Below are 16,139 nucleotides of genomic sequence, written 5' to 3'. Positions count from 1 at the left end.
CGTGCAAGTGCAACAGGCACAACAGGTGCGACGGGTGCAACAGGTACAACAAGTCCAGCAAGTCCTGCGGGTCGAACCCGAAGGGTCAGACGGTCTCGGGGAGCTCCTCGAGACCCTCGGCGACCAGCTTCGCGAGGCGGTCCAGCGCGGCCTCGGCGCCATCGGCCGAGGACGAGAGGACGATCTCCTCGCCGCCCTGGGCGCCCAGGCCCAGAACTGCCAGCATGGAGGCGGCGTTGACGGGGTCGCCGCCGGCCTTCGCGATGGTCACCGGGACGCCGGAAGCGGTCGTCGCGCGGACGAAGATCGAGGCGGGACGAGCGTGCAGGCCCTCGGCCCAGCCGACGTTGACGCGGCGCTCTGCCATGGTGATGCCCTTCAGGTTCTTACGGGTTGTCTAGACCAGTCTCTCACGACGCCCGGAATGGTCGAACCGACCTTCGGCCCGAGTTTCCCGCCGTTCGACCTGCCCCAGCTTGCCCTTATTCGAGCCAGCTTGCCTGATGCGCCGCGCCCGGGCCAGTCGAGCCGTTCGCGCCTTAAGGTGACCCCATGACGACCGAGTCCGACCCCTCGTACCCGGACCACTGGGAAGCCGACGTCGTCCTCAGGGACGGCGGGACGGCCCGGATCCGGCCCATCACCACCGCTGACGCGGGCCGGCTGGTCAGCTTCTACGAGCAGGTCTCGGACGAGTCGAAGTACTACCGGTTCTTCGCTCCGTACCCCCGGCTCTCCGACCGCGACGTGCACCGCTTCACGCACCACGACTACGTGGACCGGGTCGGCCTCGCCGCGACGATCGGCGGAGAGTTCATCGCCACCGTCCGCTACGACCGGATCGGCGCCGACGGCCGCTCGGCCGCCGGACCCTCCGACGAGGCCGAGGTCGCCTTCCTCGTCCAGGACGCCCATCAGGGACGCGGTGTCGCCTCCGCCCTGCTCGAACACATCGGCGCGGTCGCCCGCGAGCGGGGGATCCGCCGTTTCGCGGCCGAGGTGCTGCCCGCCAACAGCAAGATGATCAAGGTGTTCACGGACGCCGGCTACCAGCAGAAGCGCAGCTTCGAGGACGGCTCCGTCCACCTGACCCTCGACCTCGAACCGACCGCCGAGTCCCTCGCCGTCCAGCGCGCCCGCGAACAGCGCGCCGAGGCCCGCTCCGTCCAGCGGCTGCTGTCCCCCGGCTCGGTGGCGGTGATCGGCGTCAGCCGCTCCCTCGCGGGCGTGGGCGCGGCGGCCCTGCGCAATCTGCGCGACAGCGGCTTCCACGGCCACCTCTACGCCGTCAACGAGGCGGTCACCCGCGATCTGCTCGACGGCGTACGCGCCTACCCCACGCTCGGCGCCGTCGGCGCCCCGGTCGACCTCGCCGTCATCGCGGTCCCGGCCGACCGGGTCCCGGACGCGGTGGCGGCCTGCGGCGAACACGGGGTGCAGGGGCTGGTCGTGCTGTCCGCCGGATACGGGGAGAGCGGGGCCGAGGGCATGGCCCGCCAGCGCGAACTGGTGCGCCAGGTGCGCTCGTACGGGATGCGGCTGATCGGACCGAACGCCTTCGGGGTGATCAACACGGCCCCCGAGGTGGAGCTGAACGCCTCCCTGGCCCCCGCTCCGGCCCCCGCGCGGGGCCGGGTCGGTCTGTTCACCCAGTCCGGGGCGATCGGCATCGCGCTGCTCTCCGGGCTGCTGCGGCGCGGGGAGGGGTTGTCCTCCTTCGTCTCCGCCGGGAACCGGGCCGACGTCTCCGGCAACGACATCCTCCAGTACTGGTACGACGACGAGGCCACCGACGTGGCGCTCATGTACCTGGAGACCCTGGGCAACCCGAGGAAGTTCACCCGGCTCGCCCGGCGCACCGCGGCCGTCAAGCCCGTGGTCGTCGCCAAGGGAGGCCGGCACACCCCCGCCGGACACGTGGTCCCCGGCACCCGGCTGCCCGAGGCGACGGTCTCCGAGCTGCTGCGGCAGGCCGGCGTCATCCGGGTCGACACGGTCACCGAGCTGGTGGACGTCGGCCTGCTGCTGGCCTCCCAGCCCGTACCGGCCGGGCCCCGGGTGGCCATCCTCGGCAACTCCGAATCGCTCGGGGTCCTCACCTACGACGCCTGCCTCACGGAGGGGCTGCGGCCGCTGCCGCCGCTCGACTTGACCACGGCCGCCTCGCCGGAGGACTTCCGTACGGCCGTCTCCGCGGCGCTGGCCTCGCCGGACACCGACGCCGTCGTCGTCACCGCGATCCCGTGGGTGAGCGAGCACGCGCTCGCCGACGATCTGGCGGAGGCCCTGCGGGCGGCCGCCGCCGCGCACCCCGGCAAGCCGGTGGCCGTGGTCCACGTGGAGCTGGGCGCCCTCGCGGAGGCGCTCTCGGCGGCCACGGCGCCGGCCGCCGCGACGGACCTCGCGAACGCGCTGCCCGCGGCGCTGCCGACGCCCGCCACGGCTCTGGCGGCTCTGGCGGCAGGGTCCGCAGCGTTGCCCGAGACGGGGGCCGGCGTCGACACCGTGCCCGCAGCCCCTACCGACACCGTGCCCGCCGCGCCCTTCCACCCGGAGCCGGCCTCCGGCGGCGCGGCGGCGCCCGCTCCCGGCACCGCCCGGATCCCCAGCTATCCCGCCGCCGAGCGGGCCGTCAAGGCCGTCGCCGAAGCCGTCCGGTACGGGCAGTGGCGCCGGGGCGTCGCCGAGGTCGGGCAGGTGCCGGAGTTCGAGGACATCGACGAGACCGGAGCCGCCGGGCAGCTCTCCCGCCTGCTGGCCGGAGTGGGGGAGGAGGTGGCCACCCTGGACGACCCCGATGCCCGCGAGCTGCTGGCCCGGTACGGGATCCGGGTGCTCTCCACGCTCCCGGCCCCCAGCGCCGACGCCGCCGTCCGCGCCGCGGGCGTCCTCGGGTACCCCGTCGCGCTCAAGACCACCGCCCCGCACCTGCGCCACCGCGCCGACCTCGGCGGCGTCCGCCTCGACCTCACCACCGAGGCCGAGCTGCGCCGCTCGTACGAGGAGCTCACCCACGCGCTGGGCAAGCCGCAGGAGCTGCTCCCCGTGGTCCAGTCGATGGTGCCCCGGGGCGTCGACACCGTCATCCGTTCCGTCATCGACCCCGCCGCCGGCGCCGTCCTGTCCTTCGGGCTCTCCGGAGTCGCCTCCGAACTGCTCGGGGACACCGCCCACCGGCTGGTTCCCGCCACGGACAAGGACGCGGCGAGCCTGATCCGCTCGATCCGTACCGCTCCGCTGCTCTTCGGCTGGCGCGGCAGCGACCCCGTGGACACCCCCGCCCTGGAGGAACTGCTCCTGCGGCTGTCCCGCCTCGTCGACGACCACCCCGAGGTGGTCGGGGTCGCCCTGGAGCCCGTCGTCGTCGCCACCGAGGGGCTGTCCGTGCTCAGCGCGACGGTCCGCGTCGCCCACCCGCCCGCCCGCGACGACCTCGGCCCGCGAACCCTGCCCAGCTACTGAGGTCCGACGGGCCCCAGGGCGGCCGGGGTGCCCCGTACGGGCCTTAGGATGGACCTCATGGCGAAATCCGGTACGACGACCCAGGGGCTGCGCACGGCGATCGAGCGCAGCGGCTACTACCCGGCCCTCGTGGCCGAGGCCGTGGAGGCCGCGGTGGGCGGCGAGCCGATTTCGTCGTACCTGGTCCACCAGGAGACGACCTTCGACTCCAACGAGGTGCGCCGGCACGTCACCGTGCTGGTCCTGACCGGCAACCGCTTCATCGTCAGCCACACCGACGAGCAGGCCGCCGACGCCGGGTCCCCCTCCCCGTACGCGACCACCTCCACCGAGTCGGTCAAGCTGGCCAGCATCTCCTCCGTGGTGCTCAGCCGCGTCGTCGCCAACCCGGAGTCCTACACTCCCGGCACCCTGCCCCGCGAGGTCGTCCTGACCATCGGCTGGGGCGCGGTCTCGCGCATCGACCTGGAGCCCGCCGCCTGCGGCGACCAGAACTGCGACGCCGACCACGGGTACACCGGCAACTCCACCGCCGACGACCTGAGCCTGCGCGTCAGCGAGGCCGGCGACGGCCCCGAGGCGGTGCGCCAGACCCTGGTCTTCGCGCAGGCGCTCTCCGAAGCCACAGCAGCCACCTCCACCACCGCCCGCTGATGGCGTACTCCGCCGCGCAGAGCTGGCAGGACGAGCCCGAGCTGCTGGACCTGGCCGGAGCCCCGGTGCCGCACTACGGCACCGGCTCGCTCGCCGACCTGCTGCCCACCCTCGTGGCCGGCCAGGGCGTGCCCGGCTTCGAGGCCTCGATCGCGGAGCTGACCCCGGCCGACCGCAACTGCGTGTTCCTGGTCGACGGCATGGGCTGGGAGCAGATCAAGGCCCACCCGGACGAAGCCCCGTACCTCACCTCCCTCCTCGCCACCTCGCGCGGCGGCACCGGCCGCCCGATCACCGCGGGCTTCCCGGCGACCACCGCCACCTCGCTGGCCTCCGTCGGCACCGGCCTGCCGCCCGCCCGGCACGGCCTGCCCGGCTACACCGTGCGCAACCCGGCCACCGGCGAACTGATGAACCAGCTCCGCTGGCACCCGTGGACCCCGCCCAAGCCCTGGCAGCCGTACCCGACCGTCTTCCAGCAGGCGGACGCGGCCGGGGTGGCCACGGCGCAGGTGTCCTCGCCCGCCTTCCAGACCACCCCGCTCACGAAGGTCGCGCTGAGCGGCGGCACCTTCCTCGGCCGGATGACCGGCGAGGAGCGCATGGACCTCGCGGCCGAGCGGCTCGCGGCAGGCGACCGCTCGCTCGTGTACACGTACTACAGCGAGCTCGACGGGGCCGGGCACCGGCACGGCGTCGACTCCGACGCCTGGCGCGGCCAGCTCATGTACGTGGACCGGCTGGTGCAGCGGCTGGCGGAGCAACTCCCTCCCCGCACCGCGCTGTACGTGACCGCCGACCACGGCATGGTGGACGTCCCCTTCGACGAGGACTCCCGCATCGACTACGACGACGACTGGGAACTCGGCGCCGGCGTGGCCCTGCTGGGCGGCGAGGGCCGGGCCCGGCACGTGTACGCCGTACCCGGAGCCGAGGCCGACGTCCTGACCGTCTGGCGCGAGGTCCTCGGCGACCGCTTCTGGGTCGCGAGCCGCGCGGAAGCCCTGGACCTGGGCTGGTTCGGGGCGCCGGGCGAATGCGACGAGCGGGTCCACGGCCGCATCGGCGACGTGATCGCCGCCGCCCAGGCCGACGTGGCGATCACCGCCTCGCGGGCCGAGCCCAACGAGTCCGCCCTCGCGGGCATGCACGGCTCCATGACCCCGGCCGAGCAGCTCGTCCCGCTGCTCGAAGTCCGCTCCTGACGCGCGGCCCCCACTACCTCTCCCCTGCACCTCCTCCCTCGAAAGGCCCTGTACTCCCCATGCCCGAGCTGGTGTTCTTCTCCGGAACGATGGACTGCGGAAAGAGCACGCTGGCGCTCCAAATCGCCCACAACCGTGACGCGCGGGGCCTGCAGGGCGTGATCTTCACCCGTGACGACCGCGCGGGCGAGGGCAAGCTGTCCTCCCGCCTGGGTCTGGTGACGGAGGCGGTGGAGGCGCCGGAGGGCATGGACCTGTACGCGTACCTCGTCGCCCAGCTCTCCAAGGGCGGCAAGGCGGACTACGTGATCGTGGACGAGGCCCAGTTCCTGGCGCCCGAGCAGATCGACCAGCTGGCCCGCATCGTCGATGACCTCGACATGGACGTCTTCGCCTTCGGCATCACGACGGACTTCCGCACCAAACTCTTCCCCGGCTCGCAGCGCCTGATCGAGCTGGCGGACCGCCTGGAACAGCTCCAGGTGGAGGCCCTGTGCTGGTGCGGCGCTCGTGCCACGCACAACGCCCGCACGGTGGGCGGCGAAATGGTGGTGGAGGGCGCCCAGGTGGTGGTCGGTGACGTGAACCGTCCGGCGGAGGAGATCGGCTACGAGGTCCTGTGCCGCCGCCACCACCGCAAGCGGATGACGAGCGCTGCGGCCCACGCCGGTGCCCTTTCCCCGGACGTCCTCCCGGTCAACCACGCCTGAGGGGGCCCTCCCTGGGGGCCTGGGGGAACCGGTGGGGGCCCCGGTAGCGTGTTGTTCCAGGACGCTGACCGGCGCTGGAGGGATGCAACCCATGGAACTGACCGTAGAGATCGCGGCGATACGGGACGGGCTGGGTGATTCCGGTCGTCTGGTGGGGGAGTTCCGGCGGGCCGTGCTGCTGGTTCCACTGGCGGACGGTCCCGAGGGTGGTCTGATGTCGGCGGTGTCGGGTGGTATCCGGTGGATCTACGCGTTCACCGATGAGGAGGCTCTGGCCCGGTTCGCGGTGGCGCGTGGCGAGGTGGAGTCCGGCCGGGAGTGGGAGTTCCTCTCGGTGCTGGGTGCGCGGCTTGTGGATGCGGTGGTTCCGTTGGCGGACGGTCCGGCGGGGGTGGTCGTGAACGTGGCGGACGGGGACGGGTCGATGTTCTTCCCGCCGGTGGCGGGGATCGTCCCGGATGCGCATGCCGTGGACGTGGACCGTGGGGAGGCGGCCTGATGGCGGGGAACGGGGATCTCGAGGTTTCGCCGGCGGCGGTCAAGAACATTCAGGACGGGTTGCGGGCCGCGATCGGGGAGCTGCGGGAGTCCGGGGACGCGGCCGGCGCTTCGATGGGTGCGGGCTTCGAGAACCTGGCGATGACGGGGATGGAAGCCGGGCACGCCGGGCTCGCCACCGACTTCGAGGACTTCTGCGAGCGCTGGGAGTGGGGCGTGCGGAGCCTGGTGCAGAACGCGAGCACCCTCGCCCAGTCGTTGGGGATCGCGGCGGGCACGGTGTGGGAGGAGGAGCAGTACCTGCACGGCACGTTCCGGGTGGTGGCGAACGCCGCGTACGGCAATCCGTACGCGAGTGAGGACGAGATCGAGAAGAAGCCGTGGGGTGAGATCTTCTCCGCTGACGTCTACAAGCCTGATTACAGCGCGGAGTCGTTCGAGAAGAGCCAGCAGCAGATCCGGCAGACCTGGTCGGACACCGGGGACACTGTGACGTCCACAGGCAGGATCGGTTCACTGAAGGATCTGCTGGAACAGGCGAAGCGTGACGGGGACGGTCACTGATGGGCTGGCGGGATTTCGTTCCGGACGGGGCCGAGGACTGGGCCGAGGACCGGGTCGAGGACCTCGGTGACGCGGTCGAGTGGGCCGGTGACAAGACGGCCGGTCTGGCGGAGGACGTCGGGCTGGACGGTGCGGGGGACTGGATCCGTGACAAGAGCCGCTCGGCCGCCAACCGGCTGGGCGCGGACGTCGCGGAGCTGGAGCTGGGGCAGACCGAGGACCCGAACAAGCTGGTCTACGGCAGCGTGTCGAAGATCCGCGCGCAGGTCTCCCACCTCAACGACTTCAAGGCCTCCTTCGACAAGGTCGGCAACGGCCTGAAGGGCATGGGGGAGCCGGACGGCCTGAAGGGCAGGGCGGCGGAAGCATTCCGCGAGTCGGTGGCGAAGGAGCCGCCGCGCTGGTTCAAGGCGGCCGAAGCCTTCGGGAAGGCCGCCGACGCGATGGGCCGGTTCGCGGAGACCGTCGAGTGGGCGCAGGCGCAGGCCAAGGAGGCGCTGGAGGAGTACAACCGGGCGAAGAAGGTCTCCACCGAAGCCCGCACCGCGCACAACAAGCTGGTCGACACCTACAACAACGCGCTGAAGGCGAAGCAGGATCCGCTGCCGCCCCGCCCCTCGGAGAACTTCACCGACCCGGGGACGGCGATCGCGACGGCCGCGCAGGACAAGCTGGATACGGCCCGCAAGCAGCGCAACGACGTCGCGGAGACGGTCCGTACGGCGGTGCGGGCGGCGCGGGACACGGCTCCGCCGAAGCCCTCGTACGCCAAGCAGCTCGGCGACGGCATGGACTACCTGGATCTCGCCAAGACGCACCTGGCGGGTGGTGTCATCAAGGGCACGGCCGGGATCGTGAACTTCGCGCGTGCGCTCAATCCGATGGATCCGTACAACCTGACGCACCCGGCCGAGTACGTGACGAACCTGAACAACACGGCGGCGGGTCTGGTCACGATGGCCAACGACCCGCTGGGCGCGGGCAAGAAGATGCTCGACGAGTTCATGAAGGACCCCTCCGAGGGCATCGGCAAGCTGATCCCGGAGCTCGTCGGCTCCAAGGGGCTTGGCTCGCTGAAGAAGGTCGGCTCGGCCGCCTCGCACCTCGACGACCTCAAGGGCCCCGGGCGCACCAGCCTGGACAAGGACGGGCCCGGCAGCGCGTCACGTACGGGCAAGGACACGACGTGCGTCGACGACCCCGTCGATGTCGCGACCGGCCGGATGGTCCTGCCACAGACCGACCTAGCCCTGCCGGGCTCGCTGCCGCTCGCCTTCACTCGTACCTTCGAGTCCTCCTATCAGGCCGGCCGGTGGTTCGGCCGGCGCTGGGCGAGCACCCTTGACCAGCGCCTGGAGATCGATGCCGTCGGAATCGTCCTCGTCGGCGAGGACGGCAGCATCCTGGCCTATCCACACCCCGCGCCGGGGGTACCGGTGCTGCCCACACATGGGCGCCGCTGGCCCCTGTCGGTCACGCCGGCGGGAGAGTTCACGGTCACCGACCCGGAGACGGGCCGGGTCTGGCATTTCACGGCCGAGGGCATACTCGTCCAGCTAGGTGACCGCCACGGTGCCTGGATCGCGTACGAGTACGACGCGGACGGCACTCCGACGGGTATGAGCCACAGCGGTGGCTACCGGGTGCACCTCACCACCAGCGACGGCCGAATCACCTCGCTCTCCCTCGCCGACGGCACGAAGGTCCTCGACTACACCTACACCGACGGTGATCTGACCGAGGTCATCAACTCATCAGAGCTGCCGCTGCGGTTCGGCTACGACGAGCACGCACGGATCGTCTCGTGGACCGATACCAACGGCCGCCACTTCGACTACACGTACGACGATCAGGACCGCTGCACCGCCCAGTCCGGCACGAACGGACACGTGGACTCCCGGTTCACGTACGAGGACGGCGTCACGACGGTCATCGGCGCCTTGGGGCACCAGCGCCGCTACGTCGTCGACGACAGGTCGCTCGTCGTCGCTGAGACCGACGCGAACGGCGCCACGACCCGTTTCGAATGGGGCCCGTTCAACCGGCTGCTCAAGCGGACTGACCCCCTGGGTCTGGCAACCCGCATCACCTATGACGACAACGGACTCGTCACATCCGTCGAACGCACCGACGGCCGCCGGACGGCGATGCAGTACAATGCGCTCTGCCTTCCCGAACGGGTCACGCGACCGGACGGCACGTCCGTGCGCCGGACCTATGACGAACGGGGCAATCTCCTCTCCGTATCCGGCCCCTCCGGTGCGGACACCCGGTACACGTACGACGACCGCGGCCACCTGTCCTCGGTGACGAACACTCTGGGTGAGACATCGTCGATCCGCTGCAACGCGGCGGGCCTCGTCGTCGAATCCGCCAATCCTCTGGGTGCCGTCACCCGGTACACCTACGACGCCTTCGGGCGCGTGGCCACCGTCACGGATCAGCTCGGCGGCATCACCCGGCTGACGTGGAGCGTGGAGGGCCGTCTGCTGCGCCGGGTGGAGCCCGACGGCAGCGAGCAGTCGTGGGTGTATGACGGTGAGGGCAACTGCCTGACCCATACGGACGCGAACGGCGGGCAGTCGGTATACGAGTTCGGTGACTTCGACGCCCTGGTGGCGCGCACCGGGCCCGACGGGGCGCGGTACTCCTTCGCACACGACCTCGAGCTCCGGCTGACGGAGGTCACCAATCCGCAGGGCCTGACCTGGACGTACGAGTACGACCCCGCGGGCCGGCTGACTTCGGAGACGGACTTCGACGGCCGGACCCTGAACTACGCCTACGATGCGGCCAATCGGCTTGCGGCCCGGACCAACGCTCTCGGGGAGACGGTTCGGTACGAGTACAACGCGATCGGGCAGACCGTCCGCAAGGACGTCGCCGGCGCCGTCACCACGTACGAGTACGACCATTCCGACCAGCTTGCGCAGGCCGTCGGCCCGGATGTGACCCTGACACGGGTTCGCAATCGTGAGGGCCTACTGCACTCGGAGACGGTCAACGGCCGCACGCTCAGCTATACGTACGACGAACTGGGGCGTACGGCGCGGCGTACCACGCCGAGTGGCACGGTCAGCGAGTGGTCGTACGATGCCGCCGGCCGCCGCGCGAGCCTGATGGCCTCTGGTCGGACGCTCACGTTCGAGTATGACGCGGTGGGCCGCGAGACCGTCCGCCGGATCGGAGCGGGCGTCACGCTCGCGCATGGCTTCGACGAGGTGGGGCGCCTCACGGAGCAGCACTTGACCGGTATCGACGGCGGGACCCTGCAACGGCGCGGCTACAGCTACCGGCCCGATGGCCATCTGACCGCGGTGGACGATGCGCTGGGCGGGGTGCGCACCTTCACCTTGGACGCTGCCGCACGCGTCACGTCGGTGGAGGCGGGGGCGTGGACGGAGCGCTACGCCTACGACGAAGCGGGGAACCAGACCTCCGCATCTTGGCCCGTTTCCCACCCGGACACAGGGTCGGCCGCTGGGCCGCGGACCTACACGGGCAACCGCATCGTCAGCGCGGGAGGCGTGCGCTACGAGCACGACGTGCAGGGGCGCGTCGTACTGCGGCAGAAGGCCAGGCTCTCCCGCAAGCCGGACACCTGGCGCTACTCGTGGGACGCGGAAGACCGCCTGGTGGGGGTGACGACGCCGGACGGCACGGTCTGGCGCTACATCTACGACCCACTCGGCCGGCGGGCGGCCAAGCAGTGCCTGTCGGCGACGGGCGAGGTCGTGGAGGAGGTGGTCTTCACCTGGGAGGGCGCGAACCTCTGTGAGCAGACCACGCGCTCCGCCCAGCTCCCCCACCCGGTCGCCCTGACCTGGGAGCATCGGGGACTGCACCCACTGACACAGACGGAGCGCATCCTCGCGGCGCCTACGGAGGAGATCGACAGCCGGTTCTTCTCGATCGTCACGGACCTGGTGGGCACGCCCACCGAGCTCGTGGACGAGCGGGGCGAGGTGACCTGGCGCACCCGGTCGACCCTGTGGGGGGCGACCACATGGAACCGCGACGCGTCGACTTACACGCCCCTACGCTTTCCGGGGCAGTACTTCGATCCCGAATCGGGTCTGCATTACAACGTCTTCCGTACGTACGACCCGGAGACGGCGCGCTACCTCAGCCCTGACCCGCTGGGCCTGGCCCCGGCGCCCAACCCGATGGCGTACGTCCACAACCCCCACACGTGGTCGGACCATCTGGGCCTGGCTCCGGACGAGTGCAGGGTCACCGTGTACCGCAAGCAGACCGAGCATCCGCTCAGTCAGAGGGTGCACATCGACGAGAACGGCAACGTCACCATCGACGGCAATAACCATCTGTACGTCAACATGAGCGGGGAACTGCGGCACACCTTGGAGTTCCGCGGGGACAACGGCCAGATCGTCGCCTTCGACGTGCCAAAGAGCTTCGTGGACGACATCCGGGCGAGGGCGGTTCCCCAAGAGCAGCCGGACGGGCTCGGATTCACCAAGCAGGAATGGAAACAGGTGAAGCAGATCTATCCGGAAATATCCGACCCCACCAGAGGAACGGACCTGTACGGACTCCCAGGCGAGGTGCTCGACCAAATGCGCAAGGTCATCATTCCCGGTTCCGGTAGGATCGTCCAGGACTCTTAGCGAGGATTGTGAAATGCTGCACGAAATCGAAGACCTTGAAATCGAGAGGTCGCGGGTGGCCCGCCGGCCGGAGTCTGATTCGGCGCCCCCGGTCTTGGCCTTCTTCGAACTCACCGTGGACGGGGATCCGGCGCGGTACGCGGACAGGCTGCGCGGGGTCCTGGACGCCGTACTGGAGATCGCCGTCTCCGAGTCCTTCGACGACGACGACCTGCCCGTGGACACGATTCCCGGATGGTTCTCCGGCGCCTGCCGCGGCGGCGGCTCCCCGGAGCCCTTCGCGGTCGAGGGGCGGGACCGGTACACCGAGCGAACCGGCAGCGCGCCCTGGGACCTGCAAAACTGGCTCTCGCGCTTCGATCCCGAGCTGGAGATCCGAGGCTGGGCCTGGTGGGACATGACCTGCTCGCCCGCGGGGGACGGAGTGTTGCGGCTCTGGGCGGACACCTGGGGCGAGCCCTTCTTCGCATGGGAGGACCTGCGGTGGCTCGCCTACGCGGCGGGCGCGCGCTCGGTGGCGGACCCGGTGCTGGTGAAGCCCGAGGTATGGGCCGGCGAGGCTTCCGTATGACCGGCGACGCACTGACGAACGAGGTCCGTGCACGGTTCGACGACGAGACCATCACGGTTTATCAGGCATATCCGGCGCGGATCGCCGAACCAGCCTTGAAGTCGGGCACTTTCGTGGATCCCTTCAAGCGTGCCCGAATGACATGGATCAAACCGTCATTCCTGTGGATGATGTATCGCTGTGGGTGGGGTGCGAAGGTCGACCAGGAACGCGTTCTCGCCATCGACATCACGCGGGAGGGTTTCGAATGGGCCCTTTCTCATTCCTGCCTCAGTCATTTCGATCGGGCTCGTTTCGCGACCAAGGAAGAATGGCGGACCGCTGTCCAGTCCAGCCCGGTCCGTGTCCAGTGGGATCCTGAGCGGGACCTGGCCCTGAACCCTCTGCCGCACCGTGCGATCCAGGTGGGCCTGTCGGGCCCGGCCGTTGGCCTGTATGTGGACGAGTGGATCAGAGGCATCACGGACGTGACTCCGCTGGCGCACGAGGTTCACGCCGCGGTGAGGTCCGGGGACCTGAACGCAGCGGCCGATCTTCTGCCCGGGGAACGGGTGTATCCACTTCCGGGGGAACTCGTGGAGCGGATTGCGCGACGCTGATCGCTGGGGAGGAGCCGGGGTCCACGGCGGATGGACGGCCGGCAGTCGCCGCGGCACGCGGCGCGCATCGACCGGAAGTAGACGGCGCTCCGGTGCGTTTCGTCTCCCGAGGGCGACTCCCTGTGCGAGCAGACCAGTAGCTCGAACGATCTCCCTCACCTGGTCGCCATCACCTGGGACCACCAGGACATCCGGCCGATAGCCCAGACGGAACGCATTCTCGACGCCTCCCGGGAAGAAATCGACTCCCGGTTCTTCGCGATCGTCACCGACCTGGTGGGCACCCCCACCGAGCTCATCGACGAGTCCGGCAACGTGGCGTGGCACGAACGTTCCACGCTGTGGGGCATCACCACGTGGGCTGCGAAGAGCACCGCCTATACGCCTCTCCGCTTTCGGGGTCAGTACGCCGACCCGGAGACCGGCCTCCATTACAACTACTTCCGCCACTACGATCCCGAGAACGCCCGCTATCTCACCCCGGCCCCCCTCGGCCTCACCCCGGCGCCGAACCCCTCCACCTACGTGACGAATCCGCACGCGTGGACGGACTACCTGGGCCTGGCACCGGACTACTTTCCGATCTACCGCACGCCGAAGGGGGCCCATGCCCAGTACGAGCTCGACCACGGGCCGAACCCGGCCAACCATCAGCCCGGGGTGGACATCGGCGGCGGTATCATCTCGGACGGCAAGATCTACTTCGGCGAACGAGCGGTGGCCGCGGAGTACGCCGGACCGACGGGAGCGAACTTCGCCAAGGGAATGGTGAAGTACGAAATGCACCCGTCGTGGAGGGCCCAATTGAGGTTCCGTGACCACCAAGAACTCGACGTGACGGTCGTCGCGGTCGCTCCCGTGGGCGCGAAGGTCGAAGTGGACGGATCGGCCGGCCTCTTCGGATTCATCGACCAGGTGAAGCACCCGTCCTGGCGGGACGAGAACGTAGCGCCACCGCAGGCCGGCGACAAGCTCCATGTCTGCGTGCTGGACGCCACCCGCGAGCCGTTTCCCCGTCTCAGCGCGCTCCAGAACGACATCGACATCGCCCGGCGGCTGAGAGGCGACGCCTGAAACGGCAGCGGTGCCACGTCGCCCCACGGGTTGCCGTGTGCACACGACGCGGGCGGGCGGCAGTGCCTCACGCTGGTGACCCCGTCGCGGATCACCAGGCCTGACTGCCTCGGTCGCGCGCTGAAACCCGGCGCGAGGTGGCCAACGGAGCGCGTACCTACGCGGGCACCAGCCTCACCCGGGCCGGCGACGTCCGTTTCGAGCACGACGCCCTGGGCCGGGTCACGCTCCGCCAGAAGGCCCGTCTCTCCCGCAAGCCGGACACCTGGCGCTACACGTGGGACGCCGAGAACCGGCTCACCTCTGTGACCACCTCCGACGGGACACGGTGGAGGTACCGCTACGACCCGCTCGGCCGCCGCACCGCGAAACAGCGCCTGGCGGCCGACGGCGAGAGCGTGGCGGAGGAAGTGCGGTTCACCTGGGACGGCATGACCCTGTGTGAACAGACCAGCAGCCGGCCGGACGTCCCGCACACGGTCGCGCTCACCTGGGACCACCGCGGCGACGTCCCGCTGGCCCAGACCGAGCGCATCCTCACGGCCGATGACCGCCAGCATGAGATCGACCGCCGCTTCTTCGCCATCGCCACCGACCTCATCGGCACCCCCACCGAGCTGATCGATGAATCCGGCGCCATCGCGTGGCGCAACCGGTCCACCCTTTGGGGCACCACCAGCTGGTCCCGCAACAGCAGCACCTACACCCCGCTCCGCTTCCCGGGCCAGTACTACGACCCCGAGACCGGCCTCCACTACAACCTCTTCCGGCACTACGACCCCGAAACGGCCCGCTACCTCACGCTCGACCCGCTGGGACTGGCGCCCGCGCCCAACCCCTTCACCTACGTCGAGAACCCGCACTCCTGGACCGATCCGCTGGGTCTCGCCCCGTGCCCGAGGGGTGGGTGGGAGAGCAAAGCCGACTTCTCCAGCCAGAAGGTCATGAGCAAGAAGTTCCATGCCCATGCGGGGGACTTCCTCGACACCCCCGGAAACCTGAACAAGGCCAACCTGCAGCGGTTCGAACAGGCCATGCGCGACCACATGACGGGGGACGGGACGAAGATCTACCGCTTCGACTACCGAGGTCAGGGTCAGGCCGTCGGGTTCATCGACCCGGCATCGCAGAAAATGGTGATGCTGCACGCCGATGGTACGTTCTGGTCAGCCTGGAAGCTGGGCGACAAACAGTTCCAGGGAATCATCGACAAAGGGTTTTTGTGGTGACCGGTTCGCAATACGAGGACTCGGAACACGAGGGCGCACCCGACGTGCGGGCCGTGCTCGGACGGGACGGCGCCTTCGCCCCGTCCTGGCTCCGCGGCAAATCGGTGACCCCGGTGCCCGCGGGCACCCGGCTCGACACGGAGCTGGGCCGCCGGATCGAGGCCGGCTGCCGTGCGGTCGGGTCCCCGTACGTTCTCGCCACGGACCTCGCCGACAACCCCGGGGCGATCGCCGGTACGCGGTCCCGGCCGGCCACGGGCACGGAGGGCATGGAGGTCCACCCGCCGTTCCTGCTGTGTGCGCCCGGACTGCAAGGAGCTGTCCTCTTCCCCGGACCGGGCTACGCGCTGATCGCGGGCACGGCCGCGTTCATGGCGGCAGCGGTCGGGGAAGGGGTCGACGCGGCACGCGCGCGCTTCGGCCGCCATGCGCGCGCCCTGGCGGACCGCCATCCAGCGCTGCCGGCTGTGGCAGCCGCGTACGGGCCCGTGCACCGGGCATGGTCCCGGCCCGAGGACGTCGACCCGCAGAGCGCCGCGGCACGGCAGCTGGCGCTGCTCGACGCGTTCGCCGAAGGGACCTGCGCGGCAAAGGACTTCGCAGCCGGCTGGTGGGAGGCCCGTCGTGCATCCCAGACGAACGGCGAACGGCTCCGGGGGGCGCTCGGCACCCTCTTCGACCAGGTGTTCATGATCCTGGAGGACTACGAGGTCGATCCCGGGTTCGCCGAGCCCGGGGACCTCGACGACGCCGGGCTCGAAGCCGCGGTACGCGCTGCCCGGGACGCCTTCCGGAACCAGAAAACGGGCCGAAGCGAGAACTGAGACGGGACGGCCCCGCGGAAGTCCGGGCGTCCAGGAGCTGACCATCACGCGGACGTCGACCGCCCCGGTGTGGCGACGGCGGAGATGGACCCTCTGCTGGAGTACACAGATCCCGGAACTC

The 16,139-nt window shown here is 70.2% G+C and carries 11 protein-coding genes and 2 pseudogenes; 12 read left to right on the top strand and 1 reads right to left on the bottom strand.

Going from position 1 to position 16,139, the window contains the following annotated elements; all coding sequences use genetic code 11:
* Nucleotides 1–85: 85 nt before the first annotated feature.
* Nucleotides 86–367, bottom strand: a complete 282-nt coding sequence (locus ACIQV3_RS07490) for an HPr family phosphocarrier protein (RefSeq protein ID WP_327304159.1) — start codon at nucleotides 365–367, stop codon at nucleotides 86–88.
* Nucleotides 368–552: 185 nt separating this feature from the next.
* Between ACIQV3_RS07490 and ACIQV3_RS07485 the strand changes: the two genes are divergently transcribed.
* The 12 genes and pseudogenes from ACIQV3_RS07485 (at nucleotide 553) to ACIQV3_RS07430 (ending at nucleotide 16,018) form a co-directional block, all read left to right on the top strand.
* Nucleotides 553–3,462, top strand: coding sequence for a GNAT family N-acetyltransferase (locus tag ACIQV3_RS07485; RefSeq protein ID WP_403710673.1), 2,910 nt, complete (start codon nucleotides 553–555; stop codon nucleotides 3,460–3,462).
* Between the two features lie 48 nt (nucleotides 3,463–3,510).
* Entirely contained in the window at nucleotides 3,511–4,116 is a 606-nt protein-coding gene (locus tag ACIQV3_RS07480) for a DUF5998 family protein (protein ID WP_403710671.1), read from the top strand.
* Nucleotides 4,116–5,321, top strand: coding sequence for an alkaline phosphatase family protein (locus ACIQV3_RS07475; protein WP_403710669.1), 1,206 nt, complete (start codon nucleotides 4,116–4,118; stop codon nucleotides 5,319–5,321). The genes ACIQV3_RS07480 and ACIQV3_RS07475 overlap by 1 nt, the downstream gene beginning before the upstream one ends.
* 59 nt (nucleotides 5,322–5,380) lie before the next feature.
* Entirely contained in the window at nucleotides 5,381–6,031 is a 651-nt protein-coding gene (locus ACIQV3_RS07470; protein ID WP_362632219.1) for a thymidine kinase, read from the top strand.
* Nucleotides 6,032–6,122: 91 nt separating this feature from the next.
* Nucleotides 6,123–6,530, top strand: coding sequence for a hypothetical protein (locus ACIQV3_RS07465; protein ID WP_403710667.1), 408 nt, complete (start codon nucleotides 6,123–6,125; stop codon nucleotides 6,528–6,530).
* Entirely contained in the window at nucleotides 6,530–7,093 is a 564-nt protein-coding gene (locus tag ACIQV3_RS07460; RefSeq protein ID WP_403710665.1) for a hypothetical protein, read from the top strand. The genes ACIQV3_RS07465 and ACIQV3_RS07460 overlap by 1 nt, the downstream gene beginning before the upstream one ends.
* On the top strand, nucleotides 7,093–11,721 hold the full coding sequence (locus ACIQV3_RS07455) for a putative T7SS-secreted protein (RefSeq protein ID WP_403710663.1): 4,629 nt from the start codon (nucleotides 7,093–7,095) through the stop codon (nucleotides 11,719–11,721). Before ACIQV3_RS07460 ends, ACIQV3_RS07455 begins: the two co-directional genes overlap by 1 nt.
* A gap of 13 nt (nucleotides 11,722–11,734) precedes the next feature.
* Nucleotides 11,735–12,292, top strand: a complete 558-nt coding sequence (locus ACIQV3_RS07450) for a hypothetical protein (RefSeq protein ID WP_403710661.1) — start codon at nucleotides 11,735–11,737, stop codon at nucleotides 12,290–12,292.
* Entirely contained in the window at nucleotides 12,289–12,891 is a 603-nt protein-coding gene (locus ACIQV3_RS07445) for a DUF4291 domain-containing protein (RefSeq protein ID WP_403710659.1), read from the top strand. The genes ACIQV3_RS07450 and ACIQV3_RS07445 overlap by 4 nt, the downstream gene beginning before the upstream one ends.
* Nucleotides 12,892–12,999: 108 nt before the next feature.
* Nucleotides 13,000–13,461, top strand: a pseudogene (locus ACIQV3_RS07440) (RHS repeat domain-containing protein); the annotation flags it as partial.
* A 644-nt stretch (nucleotides 13,462–14,105) separates the two neighbouring features.
* Nucleotides 14,106–15,194 (top strand): annotated as a pseudogene (locus ACIQV3_RS07435) (RHS repeat-associated core domain-containing protein); the annotation flags it as partial.
* Nucleotides 15,191–16,018 carry a hypothetical protein gene (locus ACIQV3_RS07430; protein ID WP_403710657.1) on the top strand — a complete coding sequence of 276 codons (828 nt, stop codon included), beginning with the start codon at nucleotides 15,191–15,193 and terminating at the stop codon, nucleotides 16,016–16,018. The pseudogene ACIQV3_RS07435 and the gene ACIQV3_RS07430, both read left to right, overlap by 4 nt.
* The last annotated feature ends 121 nt before the right edge of the window (nucleotides 16,019–16,139 follow it).

This window comes from Streptomyces sp. NPDC099050, assembly GCF_044759865.1.
Classification (GTDB): domain Bacteria; phylum Actinomycetota; class Actinomycetes; order Streptomycetales; family Streptomycetaceae; genus Streptomyces.
The sequence above is the reverse complement of the archived record's forward strand: the minus strand, read 5'-3'. Positions and strand labels throughout refer to the sequence as shown.